The 21,785-nt window shown below is 49.6% G+C and carries 18 protein-coding genes; 8 read left to right on the forward strand and 10 right to left on the reverse strand.

Annotated elements, in window-relative coordinates:
* The first annotated feature begins 17 nt into the window (after nt 1-17).
* A complete protein-coding gene (gene dsdC / locus CPY98_RS19510) occupies nt 18-965 on the forward strand; it encodes a DNA-binding transcriptional regulator DsdC (RefSeq protein ID WP_096388637.1) in 948 nt (315 codons plus the stop codon).
* 26 nt (nt 966-991) lie between these two features.
* On the opposite strand, the gene yiiM is transcribed toward dsdC, so the two are convergent.
* Together yiiM and sodA are read right to left on the reverse strand one after the other, a co-directional pair.
* A complete protein-coding gene (gene yiiM, locus CPY98_RS19515; protein WP_025799420.1) occupies nt 992-1,663 on the reverse strand; it encodes a 6-hydroxyaminopurine reductase in 672 nt (223 codons plus the stop codon).
* A gap of 142 nt (nt 1,664-1,805) precedes the next feature.
* Nucleotides 1,806-2,432 (reverse strand): superoxide dismutase [Mn], encoded by a 627-nt coding sequence (sodA, locus tag CPY98_RS19520; protein ID WP_096388638.1) that lies wholly within the window; start codon nt 2,430-2,432, stop codon nt 1,806-1,808.
* Nucleotides 2,433-2,830: 398 nt separating this feature from the next.
* Here sodA and CPY98_RS19525 point away from each other — a divergent pair, with 398 nt between their 5' ends.
* Nucleotides 2,831-4,042 carry a CdaR family transcriptional regulator gene (locus CPY98_RS19525; protein ID WP_025799424.1) on the forward strand — a complete coding sequence of 404 codons (1,212 nt, stop codon included), beginning with the start codon at nt 2,831-2,833 and terminating at the stop codon, nt 4,040-4,042.
* A gap of 54 nt (nt 4,043-4,096) precedes the next feature.
* On the opposite strand, the gene CPY98_RS19530 is transcribed toward CPY98_RS19525, so the two are convergent.
* From CPY98_RS19530 to fdhD, 5 genes are all read right to left on the reverse strand, one after another.
* On the reverse strand, nt 4,097-5,233 hold the full coding sequence (locus CPY98_RS19530) for a glycerate kinase (protein WP_369828326.1): 1,137 nt from the start codon (nt 5,231-5,233) through the stop codon (nt 4,097-4,099).
* 19 nt (nt 5,234-5,252) lie between these two features.
* Nucleotides 5,253-6,554 carry a GntP family permease gene (locus tag CPY98_RS19535; protein WP_043489521.1) on the reverse strand — a complete coding sequence of 434 codons (1,302 nt, stop codon included), beginning with the start codon at nt 6,552-6,554 and terminating at the stop codon, nt 5,253-5,255.
* 308 nt (nt 6,555-6,862) lie between these two features.
* Entirely contained in the window at nt 6,863-7,462 is a 600-nt protein-coding gene (locus CPY98_RS19540; RefSeq protein ID WP_043489524.1) for a hypothetical protein, read from the reverse strand.
* Between the two features lie 9 nt (nt 7,463-7,471).
* A complete protein-coding gene (locus CPY98_RS19545; protein WP_046448844.1) occupies nt 7,472-8,752 on the reverse strand; it encodes an AAA family ATPase in 1,281 nt (426 codons plus the stop codon).
* Nucleotides 8,753-8,855: 103 nt separating this feature from the next.
* Nucleotides 8,856-9,662: a formate dehydrogenase accessory sulfurtransferase FdhD gene (gene fdhD, locus CPY98_RS19550; protein WP_096388785.1), complete on the reverse strand. Its 807-nt coding sequence runs from the start codon at nt 9,660-9,662 to the stop codon at nt 8,856-8,858.
* Nucleotides 9,663-9,886: 224 nt separating this feature from the next.
* Between fdhD and fdnG the strand changes: the two genes are divergently transcribed.
* From fdnG to CPY98_RS19580, 5 genes are all read left to right on the forward strand, one after another.
* Nucleotides 9,887-12,937 carry a formate dehydrogenase-N subunit alpha gene (fdnG, locus tag CPY98_RS19560; RefSeq protein WP_121626087.1) on the forward strand — a complete coding sequence of 1,017 codons (3,051 nt, stop codon included), beginning with the start codon at nt 9,887-9,889 and terminating at the stop codon, nt 12,935-12,937.
* Nucleotides 12,938-12,949: 12 nt separating this feature from the next.
* Nucleotides 12,950-13,894, forward strand: a complete 945-nt coding sequence (fdxH, locus tag CPY98_RS19565; protein ID WP_025799435.1) for a formate dehydrogenase subunit beta — start codon at nt 12,950-12,952, stop codon at nt 13,892-13,894.
* On the forward strand, nt 13,891-14,523 hold the full coding sequence (fdoI, locus tag CPY98_RS19570) for a formate dehydrogenase cytochrome b556 subunit (protein WP_025799436.1): 633 nt from the start codon (nt 13,891-13,893) through the stop codon (nt 14,521-14,523). The genes fdxH and fdoI overlap by 4 nt, the downstream gene beginning before the upstream one ends.
* 94 nt (nt 14,524-14,617) lie before the next feature.
* Nucleotides 14,618-15,547 (forward strand): formate dehydrogenase accessory protein FdhE, encoded by a 930-nt coding sequence (gene fdhE, locus CPY98_RS19575; protein WP_025799437.1) that lies wholly within the window; start codon nt 14,618-14,620, stop codon nt 15,545-15,547.
* A gap of 352 nt (nt 15,548-15,899) precedes the next feature.
* Nucleotides 15,900-16,286, forward strand: coding sequence for an endonuclease domain-containing protein (locus tag CPY98_RS19580; protein ID WP_046448848.1), 387 nt, complete (start codon nt 15,900-15,902; stop codon nt 16,284-16,286).
* 207 nt (nt 16,287-16,493) lie between these two features.
* On the opposite strand, the gene yigL is transcribed toward CPY98_RS19580, so the two are convergent.
* Nucleotides 16,494-17,306 carry a sugar/pyridoxal phosphate phosphatase YigL gene (yigL, locus tag CPY98_RS19585; RefSeq protein WP_043489581.1) on the reverse strand — a complete coding sequence of 271 codons (813 nt, stop codon included), beginning with the start codon at nt 17,304-17,306 and terminating at the stop codon, nt 16,494-16,496.
* A 16-nt stretch (nt 17,307-17,322) separates the two neighbouring features.
* The gene (gene pldB, locus CPY98_RS19590; RefSeq protein ID WP_043489582.1) at nt 17,323-18,348 is read right to left on the reverse strand and encodes a lysophospholipase L2; all 1,026 of its coding nucleotides are present in this window, start codon (nt 18,346-18,348) and stop codon (nt 17,323-17,325) included.
* Between the two features lie 286 nt (nt 18,349-18,634).
* On the opposite strand from pldB, the gene asd reads away from it, so the two are divergent.
* Nucleotides 18,635-19,738, forward strand: coding sequence for an aspartate-semialdehyde dehydrogenase (gene asd / locus CPY98_RS19595; RefSeq protein WP_025799443.1), 1,104 nt, complete (start codon nt 18,635-18,637; stop codon nt 19,736-19,738).
* 47 nt (nt 19,739-19,785) lie between these two features.
* On the opposite strand, the gene CPY98_RS19600 is transcribed toward asd, so the two are convergent.
* Entirely contained in the window at nt 19,786-21,480 is a 1,695-nt protein-coding gene (locus tag CPY98_RS19600; protein ID WP_043489585.1) for a sensor histidine kinase, read from the reverse strand.
* Nucleotides 21,481-21,785 lie beyond the last annotated feature (305 nt).

The following is a 21,785-nucleotide window of genomic DNA, read 5'->3' on the forward strand; positions in this document are numbered from 1 at the left end:
GTCCAAACGAGGTCGCTATGTTCGAGCATTCAAAATACATCGCACGTAACAAACTGCTTAATGGCTATCAGCTATCAAAACTCTATACCTTTGAGGTTGCGGCCAGACATGAGTCTTTTGCGCTCGCGGCGGAAGAGTTATCGATAAGCCCTAGCGCCGTTAGCCATCGCATCAATCAGCTTGAAGAAGAGTTGGGATTTAAGCTATTCCAACGATTTCATCGCCGTATTGCGCTCACGCCTGAAGGAGAGCGGGTATTTTGGGCGCTAAAATCTTCTCTCAGCTATCTCAATCAAGAAATTCTTGAGATAAAAAGCCAGGAGCTGTCGGGAACGCTGACGGTTTATTCTCGCCCCTCGATCGCGCAATGTTGGCTGGTGCCTAAACTGGCTGATTTTGCTAAACAATATCCGGCGATCAGCTTAAACATTTTAACCGGCAACGAGATGGTTAACTTCAACGGCGCGGGAATCGATCTGGCGATTTATTTTGATGATAAACCGCCTGAAACCCTGTCATGCCAGCACCTGATGAATGAGTCAATGATACCGGTGTGTAGCCCTGAATATGCCAAACAGCACGATCTCGTCGGCAAGCCATTTAATCTGCGCCAAAGCACGTTGCTGCACGATCGTCAGGCCTGGAGCTATGACTCCAACGAAAGTGAATGGCATTCATGGGCGCGGAATTTTAACGTTGATATCGCTGAAGATCAGCGAAGTATGGGGTTTGATCGTTCCGATCTGGCGGTGATCGCTGCAATGAACCATGTGGGTATTGCGATGGGGCGTAAAAATCTGGTGAACAAGCGGCTTGAGAGCCAAGAGTTAATTGCGCCCTTCCCAGAGTTTGAAATGCAGTGCGAGCAACGCTACTACATTTCAACTCTTTCGGAGCGCCAGTGGCCAAAGATCAACGTTTTTGTTCAATGGCTTAAAACGATGGCGGGCAATACTGAAGGTTAAATACTAAAAGCGTTAAATACTAGGGGTTAAACCCCGAGTAACCTTCGATTCATATCTTCAATTTTGCCGTTGAGAACCCGCATTTGCAGCGTTTTACTCCAGCTAGCTGAGATCCCAGCCGCACGCATCAGGCGGCGATACTCTTCTTCGTCAAACGGCATATGGAAGCAGATAGAAATTGCTTCTGCCACGCTGATGTCGCTGTTGCGCGAAACGAGTTCCAGCGGCTGATCTTCGCTGACCATACCTTCACCAACGATGCGATACAGCCAGCCGCAGCGGCCAGTTTGTTGCATCTGCACGGAAAACTCATCGATGTCCATGTGATAGTTGAGTTTATAGCACGGCGAACGCGGCTGAGTGACCTGAATCAGCGCCTCTCCCCAACGGTAGATATCACCGATAAAAACACTCTCTTCGGTCATCCCTTCAGTGGAAATATTTTCGCCTAAGGCCGGAGCGCAAAATTGCTCAGCTTGCTGGGGATACTGCCGTTGCCAAAACTGATAATGCTCACGCGGATACTGACACAGCGCCCGATCGGGGCCGCCATGGACTTTTTTCTCTGCCTGTTCATCACCTTCCAACCCAAGGCGATTGAGCATCACACCACCGGAAACCTGACGTTTGCCAATTGCACTCGGCTTGCTGCCTTCATAAGGAATGATGGTACCGGTGTAAATCGTTGGATAGTGCATGAAAAGCTCCCGAAAGCGGATTCATCAAGAAAATGACAATACCCTTACTATACCGTTCCCATCGGGTTTAAAAACAAAAAAAGCGTGGGTTTCCCCACGCTCCGATCACAGCTGTCTCACTATGGACAATGAGTACAGACGATTACTTTTTCGCTTCAGTAAAACGTTTTGCTGCTTCGTCCCAGTTCACCACGCTCCAGAACGCTTTGATGTAGTCTGGACGACGGTTCTGATATTTCAGGTAATAAGCATGTTCCCACACATCCAGACCCGCGATTGGGTAGCCGGAAGCACCAGAAACCGCTTCGCCCATCAGCGGGCTATCTTGGTTTGCAGTTGAAACCACGGCCAGTTTGCCGTCTGCTTTCAACACCAGCCACGCCCAGCCGGAGCCAAAGCGCGTTGCCGCTGCTTTTTCAAATTCTTCTTTAAATTTATCGACGCTGCCGAAATCGCGTTCGATAGCCGCTTTTAGGTCGCCTTTCAGCTCAGTACCAAGTTTCAAACCTTTCCAGAAGAAGCAGTGGTTTGCATGACCGCCTGCGTTGTTACGCAGCGCAGTACGTTTTTCAGCAGGGACTTTATCAAGCTGAGCAATCAGCTCTTCTGCGGTTAATTTAGCTAATTCTGGCAGAGACTCCAGCGCGGCGTTCGCGTTGTTGACGTAGGCCTGATGGTGCTTGCTGTGATGGATTTCCATCGTTTGCTTATCGAAGTGAGGCTCTAATGCGTCGTAGGCATAAGGTAGGGATGGCAGGGTATAGCTCATATTCATCTTCTCCAGATTTCAAAGGAGCAAAACATCCGCTCCGGTTAAGCAGTCTGGTCATTATAGTTAATTAAATGATATTGAAAATGATTATCAATCGCTTGTAAGCGGTAAGGGTATTATTAAAATCGGCGGGAAAATCACGTACATTCAGCCCTAGCAAGGCTCTCAGCCCGATGTTCGCGTTCAATTTTAACACCATCGTTAATATCAATAGTTGCGATTGCCAGTGCCAATGGCCCCACGATGTAGTGGTAACGAGTTAAAAGTGAGCAAAAAACTGTGACTTCATTTGCAACTCTTAACTGCTATCTTAAACATTGTGCATTTGCACAATGTTTACCGGTATCCGTCTCGGTATGCTCGGAATATTCTACTTAACATACACGGAGCGCAGCATGGCGACCTACCATCTCGATACCCGACTTGCTCAGGATATCGTGGACCGAACCATGAAAATCATCGATAGCAACGTTAACGTCATGGACGCACGGGGCAGAATAATAGGCAGTGGCGCTCAAGAACGCATTGGTGAATTGCACGAAGGTGCATTGCTGGCTATCTCGCAGGAAAGAATTGTCGATATTGATGAAAATATGACCCGCCACCTGCACGGCGTTCGCCCCGGCGTGAATCTTCCTCTGCATTTTGACGGTGAAATTGTTGGCGTCATAGGGCTCACCGGCGATCCTTCTGAGCTAAGGCGATATGGTGAGCTGGTGTGCATGACCGCAGAAATGATGCTGGAGCAAGCGCATCTGATGCACATGCTGGCACAAGATACTCGCCTGCGCGAAGAGTTAGTGCTTAATCTTATTCGCGCCGAAAAACTTTCTCCTGCGCTTCAGGAATGGGCTCAGCGCCTAGGGATAGATCTCAATCAGCCACGCGTTGTTGTGGTGGTAGAAGTGGATAGCGGCCAGCTTGGCGTGGATAGTGCCATCGTCGATCTTCAGCAGTTGCAGACGTTACTCACCACCGCCGAACACGATAATCTTGCGGCAATCGTCTCGCTCAATCAGATGGTGGTTCTCAGACCTGCTTTTAGCTCGCTCGGGCGCTGGGAGCCAGAAAGTCAGCGTAACCAAATTAATCTTTTGCTCAAAAAATTAGCCAAAAATAGCCAGTTGAAAATCAGAATCGCATTGGGCAACTACTTCCCAGATGAAAGCGGCATTGCGCGCTCATACCGCACGGCCTACACCACCATGATGGTAGGCAAACAGCGCACGCCAGAACAGCGCAGTTATTTTTATCAAGACCTGATCCTGCCCGTTTTACTCGATAGCCTGCGTGGCGGATGGCAAGCCAAAGAGCTGGTTCGCCCCCTATCACGGCTACGAGCCATCGATAGCAACGGCGTACTAAGAAAAACACTGACCGTATGGTTTATGAATAACGTCCAACCAAGCGCAACCGCCAAGGCACTCTTTATTCATCGCAACACCTTGGAATATCGCTTACACCGCATCTCTGAGCTTACGGGGCTCGATCTCAATAACTTTGACGATCGCTTGCTGATTTATATCTCATTACAGCTAGATAGCGGCTTCCTTTACCCTGCCGGCGATGCGGATTCAATTAGCCACCTTCCTCAAGCAGGCCAATAAAAAAAGAGCAATACGATCAACGTATTGCTCTTTCATGGGCTTATGGCTGTATATTTACGCGCGTGCAATCTTTAGCAGTCTGCCAATATTTTCGCAGGTTCTTTCAACATTGGAGCAGCCATTCTTGAGCAGCGCATCAATGTTCTCAGCGCCTGGCACGATACCAAAAATGGCATCAATACCTTCGCTATAAAGCTCACTCACGCCTTCACCGATATAGCCAGCCAGAGCAATAACCGGTACTCCCTGTGCTTTAGCCGCCTGAGCAACACCATAAGGCGTTTTGCCAAACTTGGTTTGGAAGTCGATGCCCCCTTCACCGGTAAAGCAGTAATCGGCACCCACCAGCTTTTCATTTAAACCTGAGTATTGGGTCACGATATCAATGCCTCGCGCCATTTTGCAGTGGGTGAATGCCATCAAGCCTGCACCCAAGCCCCCCGCAGCACCCGCTCCTGGGACGTCTTTCACTTGACGTCCCAACTGTGCATCGATCACGTCTGCATAGTGAGCCAAAGCACTGTCCAAAATCACCACGGTTTCTGGTGTAGCACCCTTTTGCGGGCCAAACGTTTTTGATGCGCCCGTGTCGCCACACAGTGGATTGGTCACGTCGCTGGCAACCAAAAACTCGACGTCTGCCAGCCGTGGATCTATGCCATCCAGATCGATTTTGCACAGCGAGCCCAACGCGCCACCACCCGCTGGCAGTGGTGAACCATTTTTATCTAAGAAGCGAACCCCAAGCGCAGCAGCCATACCCGCCCCGCCGTCATTGGTGGCGCTGCCGCCGATGCCCAGAATGATCTTGTTAATCCCTTTATCGAGACAGGCCTTAATCAGTTCACCGGTTCCGTAGGTTGTTGCCGTGAGCGGATTTTTGGTTTCTTTGGTGGTGAATTGAATGCCGCTCGCCGACGCCATTTCGATAACCGCCGTTTGCTGGCTCCAAATAATCCCGAACTGCGCCTCAACCGGCGTACCTAACGGCCCAGTAACCTCTTGGTGATAAATTTCGCCATCGGTGGCATCGATCAACGATTGAACCGTTCCCTCACCGCCGTCGGCCATCGGAACATGGATGAACTCAGCGTCGGGGAATGCGACTTTGAGCCCGGCTTCCATTGCCTTGCACACTTCTTTAGCGGTCATGCTTTCTTTAAACGAATCTGGAGCCAAAACAAACTTCATTCTTTTCATGGTTATTCCCTTAGATGAATCCATACATAATTGTTGCCACAATCGTCATTGTTCCGCCCACCATCGCTTCATAAGGGATTAATGCCATACGCTGTCTAATCGACATATGCATGCTGTCAGCGGTAACGTGGAAATAGTTGCCTTGTGGTAAAGAGTCAATGACGGTAGCACCCGTATGAACCATCACCGCAGAGGCCAATGGAGATAGCCCTACCTGCGAAATGGCGGTCCCGAAGGTACCTGTTGCTAAAATGACGCCGGTTGACGTTGAAGCCGTGGCGGCAGCCATGAGGATCCCTGATATTGGCGCTAAGAAAGTGCCTGAAATGCCCGAAATATCGATTAATTTAACAACTTCCATTGAAAGGTTTGACGCACCAATTAGCCCGGCAATCGCACCCGCACCAATCAGAATTAATACCGTCGCCGTCATTTTTTCAACGCCAGAGGTTGTATAGGATATTATTTTATTTTTTTGTCCCATCGCTATCATGCCAACAATACCGGCAAACGGCAGGACATATAATGCATCAAGCTTAAAGTGAGATAGCGCGTCAATATTAAGAATAGAACCAATCGGGTTCACCATCAATAATACAATTGCAATCACCGGCGTAATAATGGCTTTATTCAACGGTGGTCTTGTTTGGTCGTCACCCTCTGTTTTAGACGAAATTAAATTAGCTTCTTTATCTGTGACCATCACCCCACGATGTTTAATCATGGAAGCAACAATAACGGTCATCGCGAGCCCAAAAAGTGCAGGAATAAAGCCGCCAATCATTACATCGCTCAGGCTAATATGAAAACCATTTGCTGCGGCTATCGTGTTTGGGTTTGGCGAGATAATGTTCCCTGCCTTACCGCCACCGGAGAGCGCCAGCAACAGTGCCAGCTTTGAGATCCCCATCTTATTGCCGACTTCCAACGCAATAGGTGCCACAATAAGCACCGCAACAGGGATAAATACGCCAACGGCGGTGATCACCATCGTTGCTAGGGCAAGCGCAAGAATCGCTTTTTTCTCACCCATTTTTTTAACGATAGCCTGCGCAATCGTACCCGCAGCACCCGACTGCATCATCACACCCGCTAATACACCTGCGGCTAAGACGCGAATAACCGTCCCCATCACGCTTTGGGTACCGGTAATAATAATGCTTATAGTTTTACTTAAATCAGCGCCACCAATTAAACAGCCAACAATCGCGCCAAAAAATAATGAATATACCGGATTGAATTTTTTTAGAATAAGAAATATTGCGACAAACAGCCCTATTAGGGCGCCATACCAACTCAGTAGGTCTTCCATTGTTATTCCCCAAGATGTTCTATCGTTTATATACGTATTTTATAAGAGTAATATTCACCAATATATTGGTGCTTTAATAGTAAGGGATTAATCAAACCGAAGGTATGTGCTATTGCCTAGAAGATAGAGAGTAAAAGTTTTATTTTTTGGATAAGTGCACAACGCAAAGTGACGGCGATCGTACTTTTGGCTCTTCGAGGCAAAGTAGACAATCCTCATGGCTTCTAAACACTCCGATGCCTGAAGTCAAAAGACAGCAACATAGCGATAGCTAGAATACAAGGCTATAGTTACATAAATAGAATTTATTAATCAGTGTAATCCTGCAAAAAGTAACGATAGCTAAAATCATCAAGTTGGCTTACGTCCTTGTCTCGGCGTTGATAGTGTTGCAGTTCTCGCAATCGCCCTCTTTTCCTTTCTGGTAAGTTTAGCCCGTAGTGCTCAATGGTGACCTGTGCACGTCTCTGATGATTAGAATCAACTGCCGCGGAGGGCTCAATAGCGCCAGTGCGGTAATCGAGCATGAAGTAGCCATCAAATTGATAAGCGATATCGTCGGCAATGAGCAAGTCAGGATCAAATCGCTCCCGCTTTTGGCTTTGGCATTGATCGCAACACGGGTAAAGGTTTTCCCACTTATAAGCTAAATCTGGGAAAAGGCTTTTAGGCTTAAAATGTTCAATGGTCTTACGGCTTTGTTCGCCAATTCCGCCACCGTCACAAAACGCACAATGACCGACATTCATTGTGAATAGTATGTCTAGTGTCGTGCCATATTTGAAACCCGCATACCAATCAAACTTATGTTTAGGGTTATTTTCTTTGGCTTGACGGTGTTGAGCAGTGAGTGACTCCCAACATAAGGCTAAGTACTCAGGGCACTCACTGCGGATAAACTTATACATACTTGGTATTTAACCTTTCTTCACCAACCGCGTTATTTGACGCAGCTCCATGCTCACAATAGTTGCAACTTCAGAGCCTTTGCTGCTTAATTCTGCCGCCAATGCAACGAGCTGGCTATCATCTTGTGGATTGGATAAATAAGCCTTTTTTAGCTGATAGAATTTTTCAAGCAACGCTTCAGTTTCAACGTCAAATTGCTCTTCAATGCCAAACACTTCATCTAAAATCAGCTGATAGCTTTTCCCTGCAGCAGACGGCGTTGGCGTTATCACCTCTGCCGATGCAGGATCTCTACATACCGTTCTCTGAGGATCTGGCAGGCGGTAAACAAAGGCATCCTCAACGGAGCCCACTACAAAAGGTGAGTGAGTTGAGACAAACACTTGTGCATTTGGTAGCAGTTTTTGAATGGCAGGAAGAATTCGGCGCTGCCATTTAGGGTGCAGATGAATATCAACTTCGTCGAGGAATAAGATAATAGGCTGGGAAAAGATATCGCGATTTTCTTGCCAAGGAATAGATTCAAGGCGGAGAGCTAAATCCGCAACCCAGCCGATAATCGATTTTAGTCCATCAGGAAGAACATCAAAATTGACATTCGTCCCATTAACATTAAGTGAAATCGCTAGTGGTTTACGCTCAAGACGAAAACGAATATCTAAATCGCATACATCAAAAATAAATTTGCTAATCCGATCTAAAGACACATCATATAAGGTAGCTTCTTCCAGATCGTTATCTTGCCGTGCCAGAGCCGCATGAGTTCTATTATTTGCAATCCATTGAGCTAATACTTTAGGACGAACAGTATTATTAAACGACAAAGCATTTTCAAAAGGATTATGCACTGCCTGCTCTATCCCATTAGTAAGAGATAAAACGAATAAATCAGCAAGCTTACATTGTCCTGAATAAGCAAAAGCAGAAAATTTTACTGGCCATGATTTGAATTTACTATATTCCCTTATGCTATCAGGAATTATGCTTCCAATATTAAATCCATGCTTAATATTCCCACCTTGTCCCGAAAAATTAAAAGCTATATAACTTTCGCTCTGCGTGAATCTCGCTGCTATCAGGGGATTATTAACAGGCTCCTCATCAAACACCGCAGCCAACGCATACAGCAGAGTACTTTTCCCACAGCCATTTGGGCCGGTGAAAATATGGATTTCCGCTTTCTCAGCGTCTTTTTCTTCGCTTTTGATCTGTGGAAAATCAAAATGGGTATGCTCAAACACGCCAACATCGCGCAGTGTTATGCTTTCTAACCGGTATTGTTGACGCATCTGATGTTCCTTGCCATGTTTGAGTATAAAACGCTGGTTATTTTATACAGCAATTGCCTTCAAAGCACCGCTCTAGCGTGACTTCTGCGCAGCGCTCCGCAAACTACCTCAGCCGCTGCGGGTGAGTAAATACCGTGCCACGCCCTGGTTTACTAAAACCAACCAGCGTGAGATTGCATTTTTCGGCAACATCGATCGCCAGCGTGGTCGCTGCCGAGACGGCAAACAAAATTTCGACACCGCACATCGCCGCCTTTTGTACCATTTCATAGCTTGCTCGGCTGGAAACCAATACCGCACCTTGCGTCCACGGCTGCTTGGCACGTATGCCCAACAGTTTATCCAGCGCCACATGGCGGCCGATGTCCTCGCAGCCTCCGAGCAATTCACCTTGCGGATCAATCCACGCAGCAGCATGAGTACAACCGGTGAGATCGCCGATTTGTTGCACGCTACGCAGCTGACGCAATGCCTGATCCAGATTTTGTAGATCAAACGTTTGGGTAAACGGCAACGGCTCTAGCGGACGAACGACGTCGGTGATCTGCTCAACACCACACACGCCACAGCCGGTTCGCCCAGCCATCGAACGTCGCCGCTCTTTGAGCGCCATAAAACAGCGGCTCGAGAGCTCAATTTGCACTTCCACGCCGTTACAGGCGGGCACCACGTCCATACCGTAGATATCCTGCGGAGAACGAATAATGCCTTCTGAAAGCGAAAAGCCTAGCGCGAAAGCTTCAAAGTCCTTCGGCGACGCCATCATCACCACGTGAGAGATGCCGTTATACACCAGCGCAACAGGGACTTCTTCTGCCACCCAGTCTGGCTGAGAAGTGTGCAGCTGCCCACGTTGTTGCACCATGGTCTGGCGAACGCCATTAACTGGATTATTATTTAAAAAACTCATCTTATTCACGTCTTTGATACCTACCTGTAACAACCACAGGATTCATGTGGTAGTATTTAAGCACAAAGCGACTCCGCTCGCCGCTAAGAGTGAGCAAGTCCGTTAAGTTCTTATGACTCTAAACCTGCCATACCGAAAAAGTCGTGCGCAGGTTTAACGATGAATTTGCAAACAAACCAAATAAAACACACTTTTTGAAGCAATGTGATAGGAAGGAGATCACCATGCAGGTCAGCAGAAGACAGTTCTTTAAGATCTGCGCTGGCGGTATGGCAGGCACCACGGCGGCGGCGCTGGGCTTTGCTCCAGCGGTAGCACTCGCGGAAACTCGGCAGTACAAACTGCTGCGAGCACGCGAAACCCGTAATACCTGTACATACTGTTCTGTCGGCTGTGGGTTGTTGATGTACAGCCTCGGCGACGGCGCAAAAAACGCAAAAGAAAGCATTTTCCACATTGAAGGGGACCCGGATCATCCGGTAAACCGTGGTGCTCTGTGCCCGAAAGGGGCAGGTCTGGTGGATTTCATCCACAGTGAATCTCGTCTGAAATACCCTGAATATCGCGCTCCCGGCTCTGACAAATGGCAACGCCTAACTTGGGACGATGCTTTTGAGCGCATCGCCAAGCTGATGAAAGCCGACCGTGACGCCAACTTTATTCCGACCAACGATCAGGGAACCACGGTTAACCGCTGGCTCTCGACCGGTATGCTCTGCGCCTCTGCATCGAGCAACGAAACAGGTTTATTAACCCAAAAATTTAGTCGCGCCCTCGGCATGCTTGCCGTGGATAACCAAGCGCGCGTCTGACACGGACCAACGGTAGCAAGTCTTGCTCCAACATTTGGTCGCGGTGCGATGACAAACCATTGGGTTGATATTAAAAATGCCAACCTGATCGTCGTTATGGGTGGCAACGCCGCCGAAGCGCATCCCGTTGGGTTCCGCTGGGCGATGGAAGCCAAGATCCATAACAAAGCTAAGCTGATCGTTATCGATCCACGCTTTACCCGAACTGCCTCTGTGGCAGACTTTTACACGCCGATCCGCTCCGGTACCGACATTGCTTTCCTGTCGGGCGTATTGCTGTATCTGATAACCAACAACAAAATTAACGCTGAATACGTTAAGAACTACACCAACGCCAGTCTGCTGGTGCGCGAAGACTATGCCTTCGACGACGGTTTATTCAGCGGCTATAACGAAGAAAAACGGACCTACGACAAAACCACCTGGAACTATCAGCTCGACGAAAACGGCTTCGCCAAACGCGATGACACACTGCAAGATCCGCGCTGTGTGTGGAATATGCTGCGCGAACATGTCAGCCGCTATACGCCAGAAGTGGTGGAAAACGTCTGCGGCACGCCAAAAGCCGATTTCCTCACCGTTTGCGAATATATCGCTGAAACCAGCGCCGCTGATAAAACAGCCTCGTTCCTGTATGCCTTGGGCTGGACCCAGCACTCCGTCGGTGCGCAAAACATCCGCACCATGGCGATGATCCAGCTGCTGTTGGGCAACATGGGGATGGCCGGTGGTGGCGTTAACGCCCTGCGCGGTCACTCCAACATTCAAGGTCTAACCGACTTAGGATTGCTGTCCACCAGCCTGCCGGGCTATCTCAATTTGCCGTCAGAAAAACAGGCCGATCTGCAAACCTATCTCACTGCGACAACGCCAAAACCAACGTTACCGGGTCAGGTAAACTACTGGGGTAATACGCCTAAGTTCTTCGTTAGCCTGATGAAATCTTTCTACGGCGATAAAGCGCAGAAAGAAAATAACTGGGGCTTTGATTGGCTGCCGAAGTGGGACAAAGGCTACGACGTTCTGCAGTATTTCGAAATGATGTCGCAGGGCAAAGTGAATGGCTATCTATGCCAAGGCTTTAACCCGGTGGCCTCGTTCCCGAACAAAAACAAAGTGGTGAAATCACTCTCCAAGCTGAAATTCTTGGTGACGATTGATCCTCTGAACACCGAAACCTCGACGTTCTGGCAAAACCATGACGAATTCAACGACGTTGATCCGTCACAGATCCAGACAGAGGTCTTCCGCTTGCCTTCAACCTGCTTCGCCGAGGAAAACGGTTCTATCGTGAACTCTGGCCGCTGGTTGCAATGGCATTGGAAAGGAGCAGACGCCCCGGGTGAAGCGTTAAATGACGGTGAAATTCTGGCCGGTATTTTCCTTCGCCTGCGTGAAATGTATGCCAAAGACGGCGGCGCCGTGCCTGAGCAAGTCCTTAATATGACGTGGGATTACCTCACGCCAGAAAATCCTGCGCCGGAAGAAGTGGCAAGGGAAAGCAACGGTAAAGCGCTGGCTGATTTGATTGACCCAGCTACCGGCGCTGTTCTGGTGAAAAAAGGTCAACAGCTTAGCTCCTTTGCTCAGCTGCGTGACGACGGCACCACCTCAAGTGGCTGCTGGATCTTCGCCGGAAGCTGGACGCCAGAAGGTAACCAGATGGCGCGCCGTGACAATAGCGATCCGTCCGGTTTAGGTAATACTTTAGGTTGGGCATGGGCATGGCCGCTGAACCGCCGCATTCTGTATAACCGCGCTTCAGCCGATCCATCGGGTAAACCGTGGGATCCAAAACGTCAGTTGCTGGAGTGGGACGGCGCAAAATGGTCAGGCATTGATATTCCTGACTACAGCACCGCCGCGCCAAACAGCGGTGTCGGTCCGTTCATCATGCAGCCGGAAGGTATGGGACGCCTGTTTGCGATTGATAAAATGGCCGAGGGCCCGTTCCCTGAACACTATGAGCCGTTTGAAACGCCGCTGGGAACCAACCCGCTGCATCCAAACGTGGTGTCTAACCCTGCTGCTCGCGTGTTTAAAGACGATCTGGCTGCCATGGGCAAAGCCGATAAGTTCCCCTACGTGGGCACTACTTACCGCCTGACCGAGCATTTCCACTACTGGACTAAACATGCCCTGCTGAACGCCATTCTTCAGCCTGAGCAGTTTGTCGAAATCGGTGAAACGCTGGCAGAGAAAAAAGGTATCAAGCATGGCGATACCGTGAAAGTCAGCTCCAACCGTGGCTACATCAAAGCCAAGGCGGTGGTGACCAAACGTATCCGCACGCTGAAAGTGGACGGTAAAGATATCGATACCATCGGTATTCCAATCCACTGGGGTTACCAAGGCGTGGCGAAGAAAGGCTTTATCGCCAATACCCTGACACCGTTTGTCGGTGATGCCAACACGCAAACGCCAGAGTTCAAGGCGTTCCTGGTCAATGTGGAAAAGGTGTAACGGAGACGCATTATGGCTTATCAATCTCAGGACATAATCCGGCGCTCTGCCACCAATTCCCTGACGCCGCCCCCCGAGGCGCGTAACCATCAGGAAGAAGTGGCAAAGCTGATAGATGTGACCACCTGTATAGGCTGCAAAGCCTGTCAGGTGGGCTGTTCCGAATGGAATGACATCCGTGATGAAGTTGGTCATAACGTCGGGGTGTACGATAACCCCGCCGATTTAACCGCTAAATCGTGGACGGTAATGCGTTTTTCCGAAGTTGAGGAAAACGGCAAGCTGGAATGGCTTATCCGCAAAGATGGCTGCATGCACTGCGCCGATCCGGGCTGTCTAAAAGCCTGCCCATCGGAAGGCGCAATCATTCAGTATGCCAACGGCATTGTCGATTTCCAGTCAGAGCACTGCATCGGCTGCGGTTACTGCATCGCAGGCTGCCCGTTTGACGTGCCGCGCATGAACAAGGAAGACAATCGGGTGTACAAATGCACCCTGTGCGTCGACCGCGTAACCGTGGGACAAGAGCCCGCCTGCGTGAAAACCTGCCCAACTGGCGCCATTCATTTTGGCACCAAAGAAGCGATGAAGAACCTTGCCGCCGAGCGTGTTGCCGAGCTGCAAACCCGCGGCTTTGCGAATGCAGGGCTGTACGATCCTGCTGGCGTCGGCGGTACTCACGTGATGTACGTATTGCACCACGCCGACAAGCCAGAGCTCTACCACGGCCTGCCGAAAGATCCAACCATCAGCCCAACCGTGCAGTTCTGGAAAGGTGTTTGGAAACCGCTGGCCGCCATTGGCTTTGCGGCCACCTTTGCCGCCAGTATCTTCCACTACGTCGGCGTCGGCCCTAACCGCGTCCACGACGAGGAAGAAAACGAAGTGGATGGCAAAGTCGACGATATCCCGCCAGATACCGAACAGCACGATCACGATAAGGAGGAGCGCAAATGAAGAAGGAAAAGCCGATTCAGCGTTACTCAGCGCCAGAGCGGATTAACCACTGGGTGGTGGCGTTCTGCTTTATTGTGGTGTCCATCAGCGGCTTGGGGTTCTTTTTCCCCTCGTTTAACTGGCTGATGAATGTCTTTGGTACGCCGCAGCTCGCACGCATCCTGCATCCCTTCTTTGGCGTGGTGATGTTCGCTTCGTTCCTGATCATGTTCTTCCGCTATTGGAAGCATAACCTGATCAATCGCGAAGACATCACATGGGCAAAAAACATTCATAAAATCGCGATGAATGAAGAAGTGGGTGATACCGGTCGCTATAACTTTGGGCAGAAGTGTGTGTTCTGGGCCGCCATCGGCAGCCTGCTCCTCCTTTTGGCCAGCGGCATCGTGATTTGGCGTCCTTATTTCGCCGATGCGTTCTCCATTCCAGTGATCCGTTTGGCGCTGATGGTGCATTCATTCGCCGCAGTGCTGCTGATTATTGTTATTATGGTACATATCTATGCGGCACTGTGGGTGAAAGGTACGATCACCGCGATGGTCGAAGGCTGGGTACCTGCTGCATGGGCCAAAAAACATCATCCGCGCTGGTATCGAGAAGTGAAAGCCAAAGAGCAAGAGCGGAAGTAACCTTATCTCCTCCACATGCCAGCGTCGTTTTGCGCTGGCATCTCCCCCTGATAAGGGGGAGCGCGAGAGGAGGTCTTAACACTGGATCAATTTCATGAGCATTAAAATCGTCCCAAAAGAACAGCTAGGTGCAGAACGCGAAAAATCAGGTGGTTTAGACAATATTCCTCCGGTGCTGTTTGCTAACCTTAAGAGCCTCTATTCCCGCCGCGCGGAACGTCTGCGTCAACTTGCGGAAAATAATCCTCTGGGCGATTACCTGAATTTTGCCGCGGCGATTGCTGATGCTCAGCAAAAAGCATTGCACGACAATCCATTAACCATCGATTTAACCCAAACGCTAACCAACGCGGCCGCCATGGGCAAACCGCCTCTGGATACGAGTATTTTCCCACGCACTCATCACTGGCACACCCTGTTGCAGGCGCTGATTGCCGAACTGATGCCTGATGCGCCAGAGCATGTTCAGCCGGTGCTAGAGAACCTATCTAAAACATCTGATTCCGAGCTGGAAATCATGGCGAAGGATCTGTTTGCCGGTAACTACGGTGTCGTCGGTAGCGATAAAGCCCCCTTCATCTGGGCCGCGCTGTCTTTATATTGGGCGCAAATGGCAACCCAAATTCCGGGCAAAGCCAAAGCCGAATATGGTGAACATCGCCAATTCTGCCCGGTATGCGGCAGCATGCCAGTAGCCAGCGTCATTCACATGGGTACCACCAACGGCTTACGTTATTTGCACTGCAACCTGTGCGAAAGCGAATGGCACGTAGTACGCGTAAAATGCACCAACTGTGAACAAACGCGCGATCTCAATTACTGGTCACTCGACAGCGAAAATGCCGCTGTCAAAGCAGAAAGCTGCGGGGATTGCGGAACTTACCTGAAAATGGTTTATCAGGAAAAAGACCCGAAAGTTGAGCCCGTTGCCGACGACTTAGCAACGCTGGTGCTCGATGCAAAAATGGAAGAAGAAGGCTTCGGGCGCAGCAGCATCAACCCGTTCCTGTTCCCAGGGGAATAAACCCCACCCGTTCTCTTTCTTCATAAAAAAACCCGCCGATGTATGGCGGGTTTTTTATTGCCAAGTCTGCGAGCTCAATTCCATCCTTGGCGACAACACTCTGTAAATCTATCCGAACTGTTTTCTTGGTGTAAAAGCTGGCGTAGCGTAACCCTTCACAAACGAGAAAACGAAATAGAGCTCGACCAGCTCCTCCCGCACCCAACAAGGCGAGGATTGGGAAAGGGTCAGTCCATAATACTGATATTTACCCCCCTAACCCTCCCCTTCACAAAAGCGGGAACTGTTCGGCGATATTCGTAAGGATCACGATCGGCTCCTCCCCCTGCTAAGGGGGAGGTTGGGAGGGGGTATGCCGAAAAACTCAATATTTAACGTTCCACAACATACCGATTTGCGTAAAGACTTAAGACATAACCTCACCTACCCAGAACGAAAACTCTGGTCAGCGCTTAAACATCGCCAGCTAGGCATTAAGTTCAGACGTCAACATGGAGTTGGTCGCTACATCGTTGATTTTTATTGTGCCAGCTTATGCATGGCCATTGAGCTAGACGGCAATAGCCACTTCAACACAGAAGCCATCCAATATGACCGCATTCGCGATGATTATTTAAAATCATTAGGTATTCACGTAATTCGGATATGGAATAGTGATGTGATGGGTAATATCGATGGTGTTTTAGCGATGCTTGAGGACGAGATAAAAAAGCTGGCTTTACGACAGACCCCACCCTAACCCTCCCCTTCACAAAAGAGGGAACTGTTCGGCGATATTCGTAAGGATCACGATCGGCTCCTCCCCCTGCCAAGGGGGAGGTTGGGAGGGGGTCATGATATTTACCTCACCCTAGCCCTCCCCTTCACAAAAGAGGGAACTGTTCGGCGATATTCGTAAGGATCACGATCGGCTCCTCCCCCTGCCAAGGGGGAGGTTGGGACGGGGTCAGTCAGCAGATGCTTCCAAATACATCTTCCGCAGATAATGCGGCACCGCATCGTCAACGTTGCTGCCGATAACTTCCAGATTTGGCAACGCGTCTTTCAGGCGCTGATGAGAATCGCGCATGATGCAGCCTTTGCCCGCCATCGATAGCATTTCCATATCGTTCATGCCGTCGCCGAAAGCGATGCAATCTTTGAGCGTATAACCCAAGAGCTTCGCCACATATTCCAGCGCATGGCCTTTTGATACGCCGCCCGCCATTACTTCCAAACAGGTTGGCAGTGAGAAACTGACGTTTACGCGATCGCCCCAGCGTGCATTGATAGCTTCTTCCAACGGCAGCAGTTTTTCATGAGTATCGCTGGTGAAGTAGACTTTACAGATGCCGTCTGTAGGTAAAAATGCCGGTTCAAACAGCTGATAGTGGAAAACGGACTCTTGGAAAAACTCTTTCTGCTCAGGGCTTTCACGGTTCATAAACCAATCATCATTACGATAGACGTTGGTCAGAATGTCTGGGTCGTTATGCACGATATTATAAAGATCGCGGGCGATATCTTCATCTACGTTATGGCTGAAAATCAGTTCACCGGCGGTGTTATGTACACGCGCACCGTTTGACGTGATCATGAAAGCGCTGATACCTAAACTGTCTCTAACCTGTGCAATATCAATATGATGACGGCCTGTGGCAAACACAAAGTTTACCCCTAGCTGGGTCAGCTGTTGCAAAGTTTCACGGGCAAACGGAGTCAATGTATGTGCAGGTGACAGCAGGGTGCCGTCCATATCAGAAGCAACAATGTGGTACATAAAGTGTGTTCTAACCTCAACTGGGGTTGGCGGCAGTTTCTGCCGACGAATCGGAGTGAAGAGCGTAAAAATGCAAAATGGCATTTAACGCCTCAGAGCGCATTGCGTCCCGCTCAAACAGGATCTCGTGGCGTGCGCCCTTAATAATATGGGGAGCCCCACCGTATGGTGGATTCCCCGCTTTCGTGAGTGACTGACAAAAAGCAAAATGCGATGCGTTGGCAACGACCCGATCATCACCCGCTTGTAATAACAGCAGCGGCGCAGTGATATTTTCAGCGTTGGCGATGGCTCGTTCTCCCGCCTGAATACTCTCGCGCACCCAGTGGTAAGTCGGCCCGCCGACCTGTAATTCAGGGTAATCAGCGTAATAGCGTAAAAAACGACGATAGCGAACCCGACTATGAGTGAGTTCATTAACAATAAAAGGCAATGGGCGCCAATGGCCGGTACCTAATGCGTAATTATCCCGCATTTTCGGATAGCGTTCTGCCCAGTCCGCAATCCGTTTGGCAACCCATAACGGCATGGGCAATTTTATCCCCGTCATAGGCGCACACAGCGCGGCGGCGGTAACGCCCTGCGGCCTGCGAGCCAAAAACAGCGCGAGTATCGCACCGCCCATGGAGTGGGCCAGCGCAAAACGCTGTTTGTAGGGTTTAGATAAAATTTCTTGCTGCCAGAGAATCTCTAGATCATCGACGTAATCATCAAAACGAACGACGTGTCCACGGTGATGATCGTCCAGCATTCGCCCTGATTTTCCCTGTCCACGATGATCGACAATCACCACGTCATAGCCGCTGTGAAACAGATCGTAGGCGAGTTCAGGATACTTCATGTAGCTTTCGATGCGCCCTGGCGAAACCAGTACCACACGGGAATGCTGTTTTGACGTAAAACGGACAAACCGAATTGAAACATCGTCCACGCCCATAAAAACCTCTTCCTGACGTTGTTGCCAGAAATCGAGTAATGGACCGGTGGTAAATGCGGCGAATTCGTTCTCGCGCTGTAACCAGCTTTGGTTCAGAGGAGGCATAGGAGCCGTTATTGTCCTTTGGTAATTTTGTGAGCAATCGCACAAGAAATAGCTGTTTCGTATTGTGGCATAAAAGCGTTCGTTCAGGGAGTGATAACCATATTGTCGGCGGAACATGAACCAAAAAGGTGATTATTAGTTACACACATGAATACATTCTCCCATATCGAATAAATTCACTTGCGCATCGTCACACATTTTGTAAGTTTGGTTAATGGGGCAAGCCCCACCGCACAGACAGGCGGCTTTAATTTCTTAATATAAAAACTCCAAGGCAGGACTACATATGAAAAACGTTGGTTTTATCGGTTGGCGCGGGATGGTCGGCTCTGTGCTCATGCAACGCATGATTGAAGAACGCGATTTTGACGCCATTCGCCCGGTTTTTTTCTCAACATCTCAGCACGGTGAACCTGCGCCAACCTTTACTGGTCAGCAAGGTACCTTGCAAGATGCGTATGATATCGACGCGTTGAAGGCGTTGGACATTATCATCACCTGCCAGGGCGGCGATTACACCAACGAGATTTACCCTAAGCTGCGCGCCAGCGGCTGGCAAGGTTACTGGATTGATGCCGCGTCTTCGCTGCGCATGAATGAAGACTCAGTCATTATCCTCGATCCGGTTAACCACGATGTGATTCATGATGCGCTCAACAAAGGTATTAAAACCTTCGCGGGCGGTAACTGCACCGTAAGCCTGATGTTGATGTCTCTGGGCGGCCTATTTGCCAATAATTTGGTCGATTGGGTATCCGTGGCGACTTATCAAGCAGCCTCCGGCGGCGGTGCGCGCCATATGCGTGAGCTGCTCAGCCAAATGGGTATGCTGCATAACAGCGTTGCCAAAGAGCTACAAAACCCAGCATCCGCCATTTTAGATATCGAACGTAAAGTCACCGAACTAAGCCGTAGCGGCACACTACCAACGGATAATTTCGGCGTACCGCTAGCGGGTAGCCTAATTCCTTGGATCGACAAAGCGCTGGATAATGGCCAGAGCAAAGAAGAGTGGAAAGGTCAGGCTGAAACCAACAAGATTTTAGCCACCAAAGAGATCATTCCCGTCGATGGTTTGTGCGTGCGCGTTGGTGCTCTGCGTTGCCATAGCCAAGCTTTCACCATCAAGCTCAAACAAGATGTCTCCCTGCCTGAAATCGAGCAAATGCTGGCCAGCCACAACGACTGGGTCAAAGTGGTTCCGAATGACCGCGAACTTAGCATGCGCGAGCTAACGCCTGCCGCCGTCACCGGTACGCTATCAACGCCGGTCGGTCGCCTACGTAAGCTGAATATGGGACCACAGTACCTTTCTGCATTTACCGTGGGCGATCAGCTGCTGTGGGGCGCTGCGGAACCTCTGCGTCGCATGCTGAAGTTTGTGCTGTAAATGATTAGCCCTCTCCTTCGTTGGAGAGGGTTCCCATTCCGTCACTATCACGCCTCGACCACCACCTTCGGCACCCGAATCACAATACGGGTAAATTTATCAGCCTCGCTTTCCACGCTCACACCAAACCTATCGCCATAGCGAGCTTTAATCCTTCTATCAACCAAGTTCATGCCTAAGCCATCACCGCGTGGTTTGGACTGATAGAGACCCGCATTATCTTCAACGCTAATCAGAATGTCGTCGCCCTCCCTCCAGCTATGCAAACGAACCTCGCCAACGCCAAACAGCTGCGACGTGCCATGCTTAATCGCATTCTCCACAATCGGCTGCAACGAAAACGCGGGTAAGCGTATGTGCAGTAAGGACTCGTCAATATCAAAATCAATCATCAGATGATCGGAGAAACGCGCTTTCTCAATTTCCAAATAAGCTTTTACATGTTCAATTTCATCACCCAGCGTCACTTCGTCGCTGCTGCGTTTTAGATTTTTGCGGAAAAACGTCGACAGCGAAAGCACCAACTTACGGGCATGGTCGGGATCACGCCGGATCACCGCCGATAAGGTATTCAGCGCGTTAAATAGAAAATGGGGATTCACCTGCGCATGCAGCAACTTGATCTCAGACTGAGCCAGCAATTGTTTCTGCTGCTCATATTTACCCGCCAATATCTGCGCCGAAAGTAAGTGAGCAATACCCTCACCCAATGTACGGTTAATGCTTGAGAACAACTTATTCTTCGGCTCATACAGTTTGATGCTGCCTACCACGCGGTTATCTTCACCGCGCAGCGGGATCACCAGCGTTGAGCCAAGCTTACAGTTCGGCGTGACCGAGCACTGATAGGCCACTTCGTTGCCATCGGCATAGACCACCTGATCAAGCTCAATGGCGCGATGCGTGTGATGAGAGGTAATGGGCGACCCCACTAAATGGTGATCGTCGCCAATGCCTATAAATGCCAACAGCTTTTCACGATCGGTGATCGCCACTGCGCCGACCCCTAATTCTTCATACAGCACTTTGGCAACTTTCATGCTGTTTTGTGGGTTAAAACCTTGCCGCATAACACCTTCAGCTCGAGCCGCAATTTGCAGGGCTTTTGAGGAGAACGCCGAAGTGTACTTTTCAAAGATCGCCCGCCGATCGAGCAAGATCTGCATAAACATGGCCGCACCGACGGTGTTGGTGATCATCATCGGCAAAGCAATATTTTCCACCAGCTCTTCGGCCTCCCAGAACGGGCGCGCCACGATCAAAATGATCAGCATTTGGAAACACTCAGCCAAAAATGTAATTGCAGCAATCACCAACGGCTGGAACAGCAGATCTAACCGATTATTTTTCAGCATATAGCGATGCAATAACCCACCGACCAAGCCTTCCACCACCGTGGAAATCATACAGGCCATTGCCGTCATACCACCCATCGAATATCGATGTAAGCCGCCGGTCAATCCCACCAGAAAGCCCACCGATGGCCCACCAAGAACCCCACCTAAAACGGCACCTATGGCACGGGTATTGGCGATAGAATCATCGATGTGCAGGCCAAAATAGGTACCCATGATGCAAAACATCGAAAAGGTGAGATAACACACCAGCTTATGCGGCAAACGAATAGTGACCTGCATCAGCGGGATAAACAGCGGGGTTTTACTCAACAAATAGGCGATAACCAGATACACGCACATCTGTTGAAGTAGGGAGAGAATTAAATCGATCTGGCTGACACCCATGGAAAATATCCTTCATTCACATGGCAGGTTTTACATGGTAAATAGTGTAACTGATCGAGGAGTAGCGACCGTGCTTTTATCCCCAAAAATCATAGGCGATACTCGAAGCACAGCCGAATTTAGGCAAAAAAAAAGCCAGCACCCGAGCTGGCTAAAAAAACACTGGAAGCAATGTGAGCAATGTCGTGCCTTCTCGAAAGGACTCCTTGGATAGCGTGAGTCAAATATGAGCTACTTGACTGACGTTTCTCTAAGGTTGTCTTCCCTAGAACGCACGGCAATGATAATCATTATCAATATCACTT

This window comes from Hafnia sp. CBA7124 (genome assembly GCF_002355555.1).
Lineage (GTDB): Bacteria > Pseudomonadota > Gammaproteobacteria > Enterobacterales > Enterobacteriaceae > Hafnia > Hafnia alvei.

Coding starts and splice junctions, on each gene's coding strand:
- fdhE (WP_025799437.1), top strand. CDS start 14,618: ATGAGCATTAAAATCGTCCCAAAAGAACAGCTAGGTGCAGAACGCGAA.
- sodA (WP_096388638.1), bottom strand. CDS start 2,432: ATGAGCTATACCCTGCCATCCCTACCTTATGCCTACGACGCATTAGAG.
- fdhD (WP_096388785.1), bottom strand. CDS start 9,662: ATGAGTTTTTTAAATAATAATCCAGTTAATGGCGTTCGCCAGACCATG.
- fdoI (WP_025799436.1), top strand. CDS start 13,891: ATGAAGAAGGAAAAGCCGATTCAGCGTTACTCAGCGCCAGAGCGGATT.
- asd (WP_025799443.1), top strand. CDS start 18,635: ATGAAAAACGTTGGTTTTATCGGTTGGCGCGGGATGGTCGGCTCTGTG.
- CPY98_RS19545 (WP_046448844.1), bottom strand. CDS start 8,752: ATGCGTCAACAATACCGGTTAGAAAGCATAACACTGCGCGATGTTGGC.
- yiiM (WP_025799420.1), bottom strand. CDS start 1,663: ATGCACTATCCAACGATTTACACCGGTACCATCATTCCTTATGAAGGC.
- CPY98_RS19530 (WP_369828326.1), bottom strand. CDS start 5,233: ATGAAGTTTGTTTTGGCTCCAGATTCGTTTAAAGAAAGCATGACCGCT.
- pldB (WP_043489582.1), bottom strand. CDS start 18,348: ATGCCTCCTCTGAACCAAAGCTGGTTACAGCGCGAGAACGAATTCGCC.
- CPY98_RS19535 (WP_043489521.1), bottom strand. CDS start 6,554: ATGGAAGACCTACTGAGTTGGTATGGCGCCCTAATAGGGCTGTTTGTC.
- CPY98_RS19540 (WP_043489524.1), bottom strand. CDS start 7,462: ATGTATAAGTTTATCCGCAGTGAGTGCCCTGAGTACTTAGCCTTATGT.
- CPY98_RS19580 (WP_046448848.1), top strand. CDS start 15,900: ATGCCGAAAAACTCAATATTTAACGTTCCACAACATACCGATTTGCGT.
- dsdC (WP_096388637.1), top strand. CDS start 18: ATGTTCGAGCATTCAAAATACATCGCACGTAACAAACTGCTTAATGGC.
- yigL (WP_043489581.1), bottom strand. CDS start 17,306: ATGTACCACATTGTTGCTTCTGATATGGACGGCACCCTGCTGTCACCT.
- CPY98_RS19600 (WP_043489585.1), bottom strand. CDS start 21,480: ATGGGTGTCAGCCAGATCGATTTAATTCTCTCCCTACTTCAACAGATG.
- CPY98_RS19525 (WP_025799424.1), top strand. CDS start 2,831: ATGGCGACCTACCATCTCGATACCCGACTTGCTCAGGATATCGTGGAC.
- fdxH (WP_025799435.1), top strand. CDS start 12,950: ATGGCTTATCAATCTCAGGACATAATCCGGCGCTCTGCCACCAATTCC.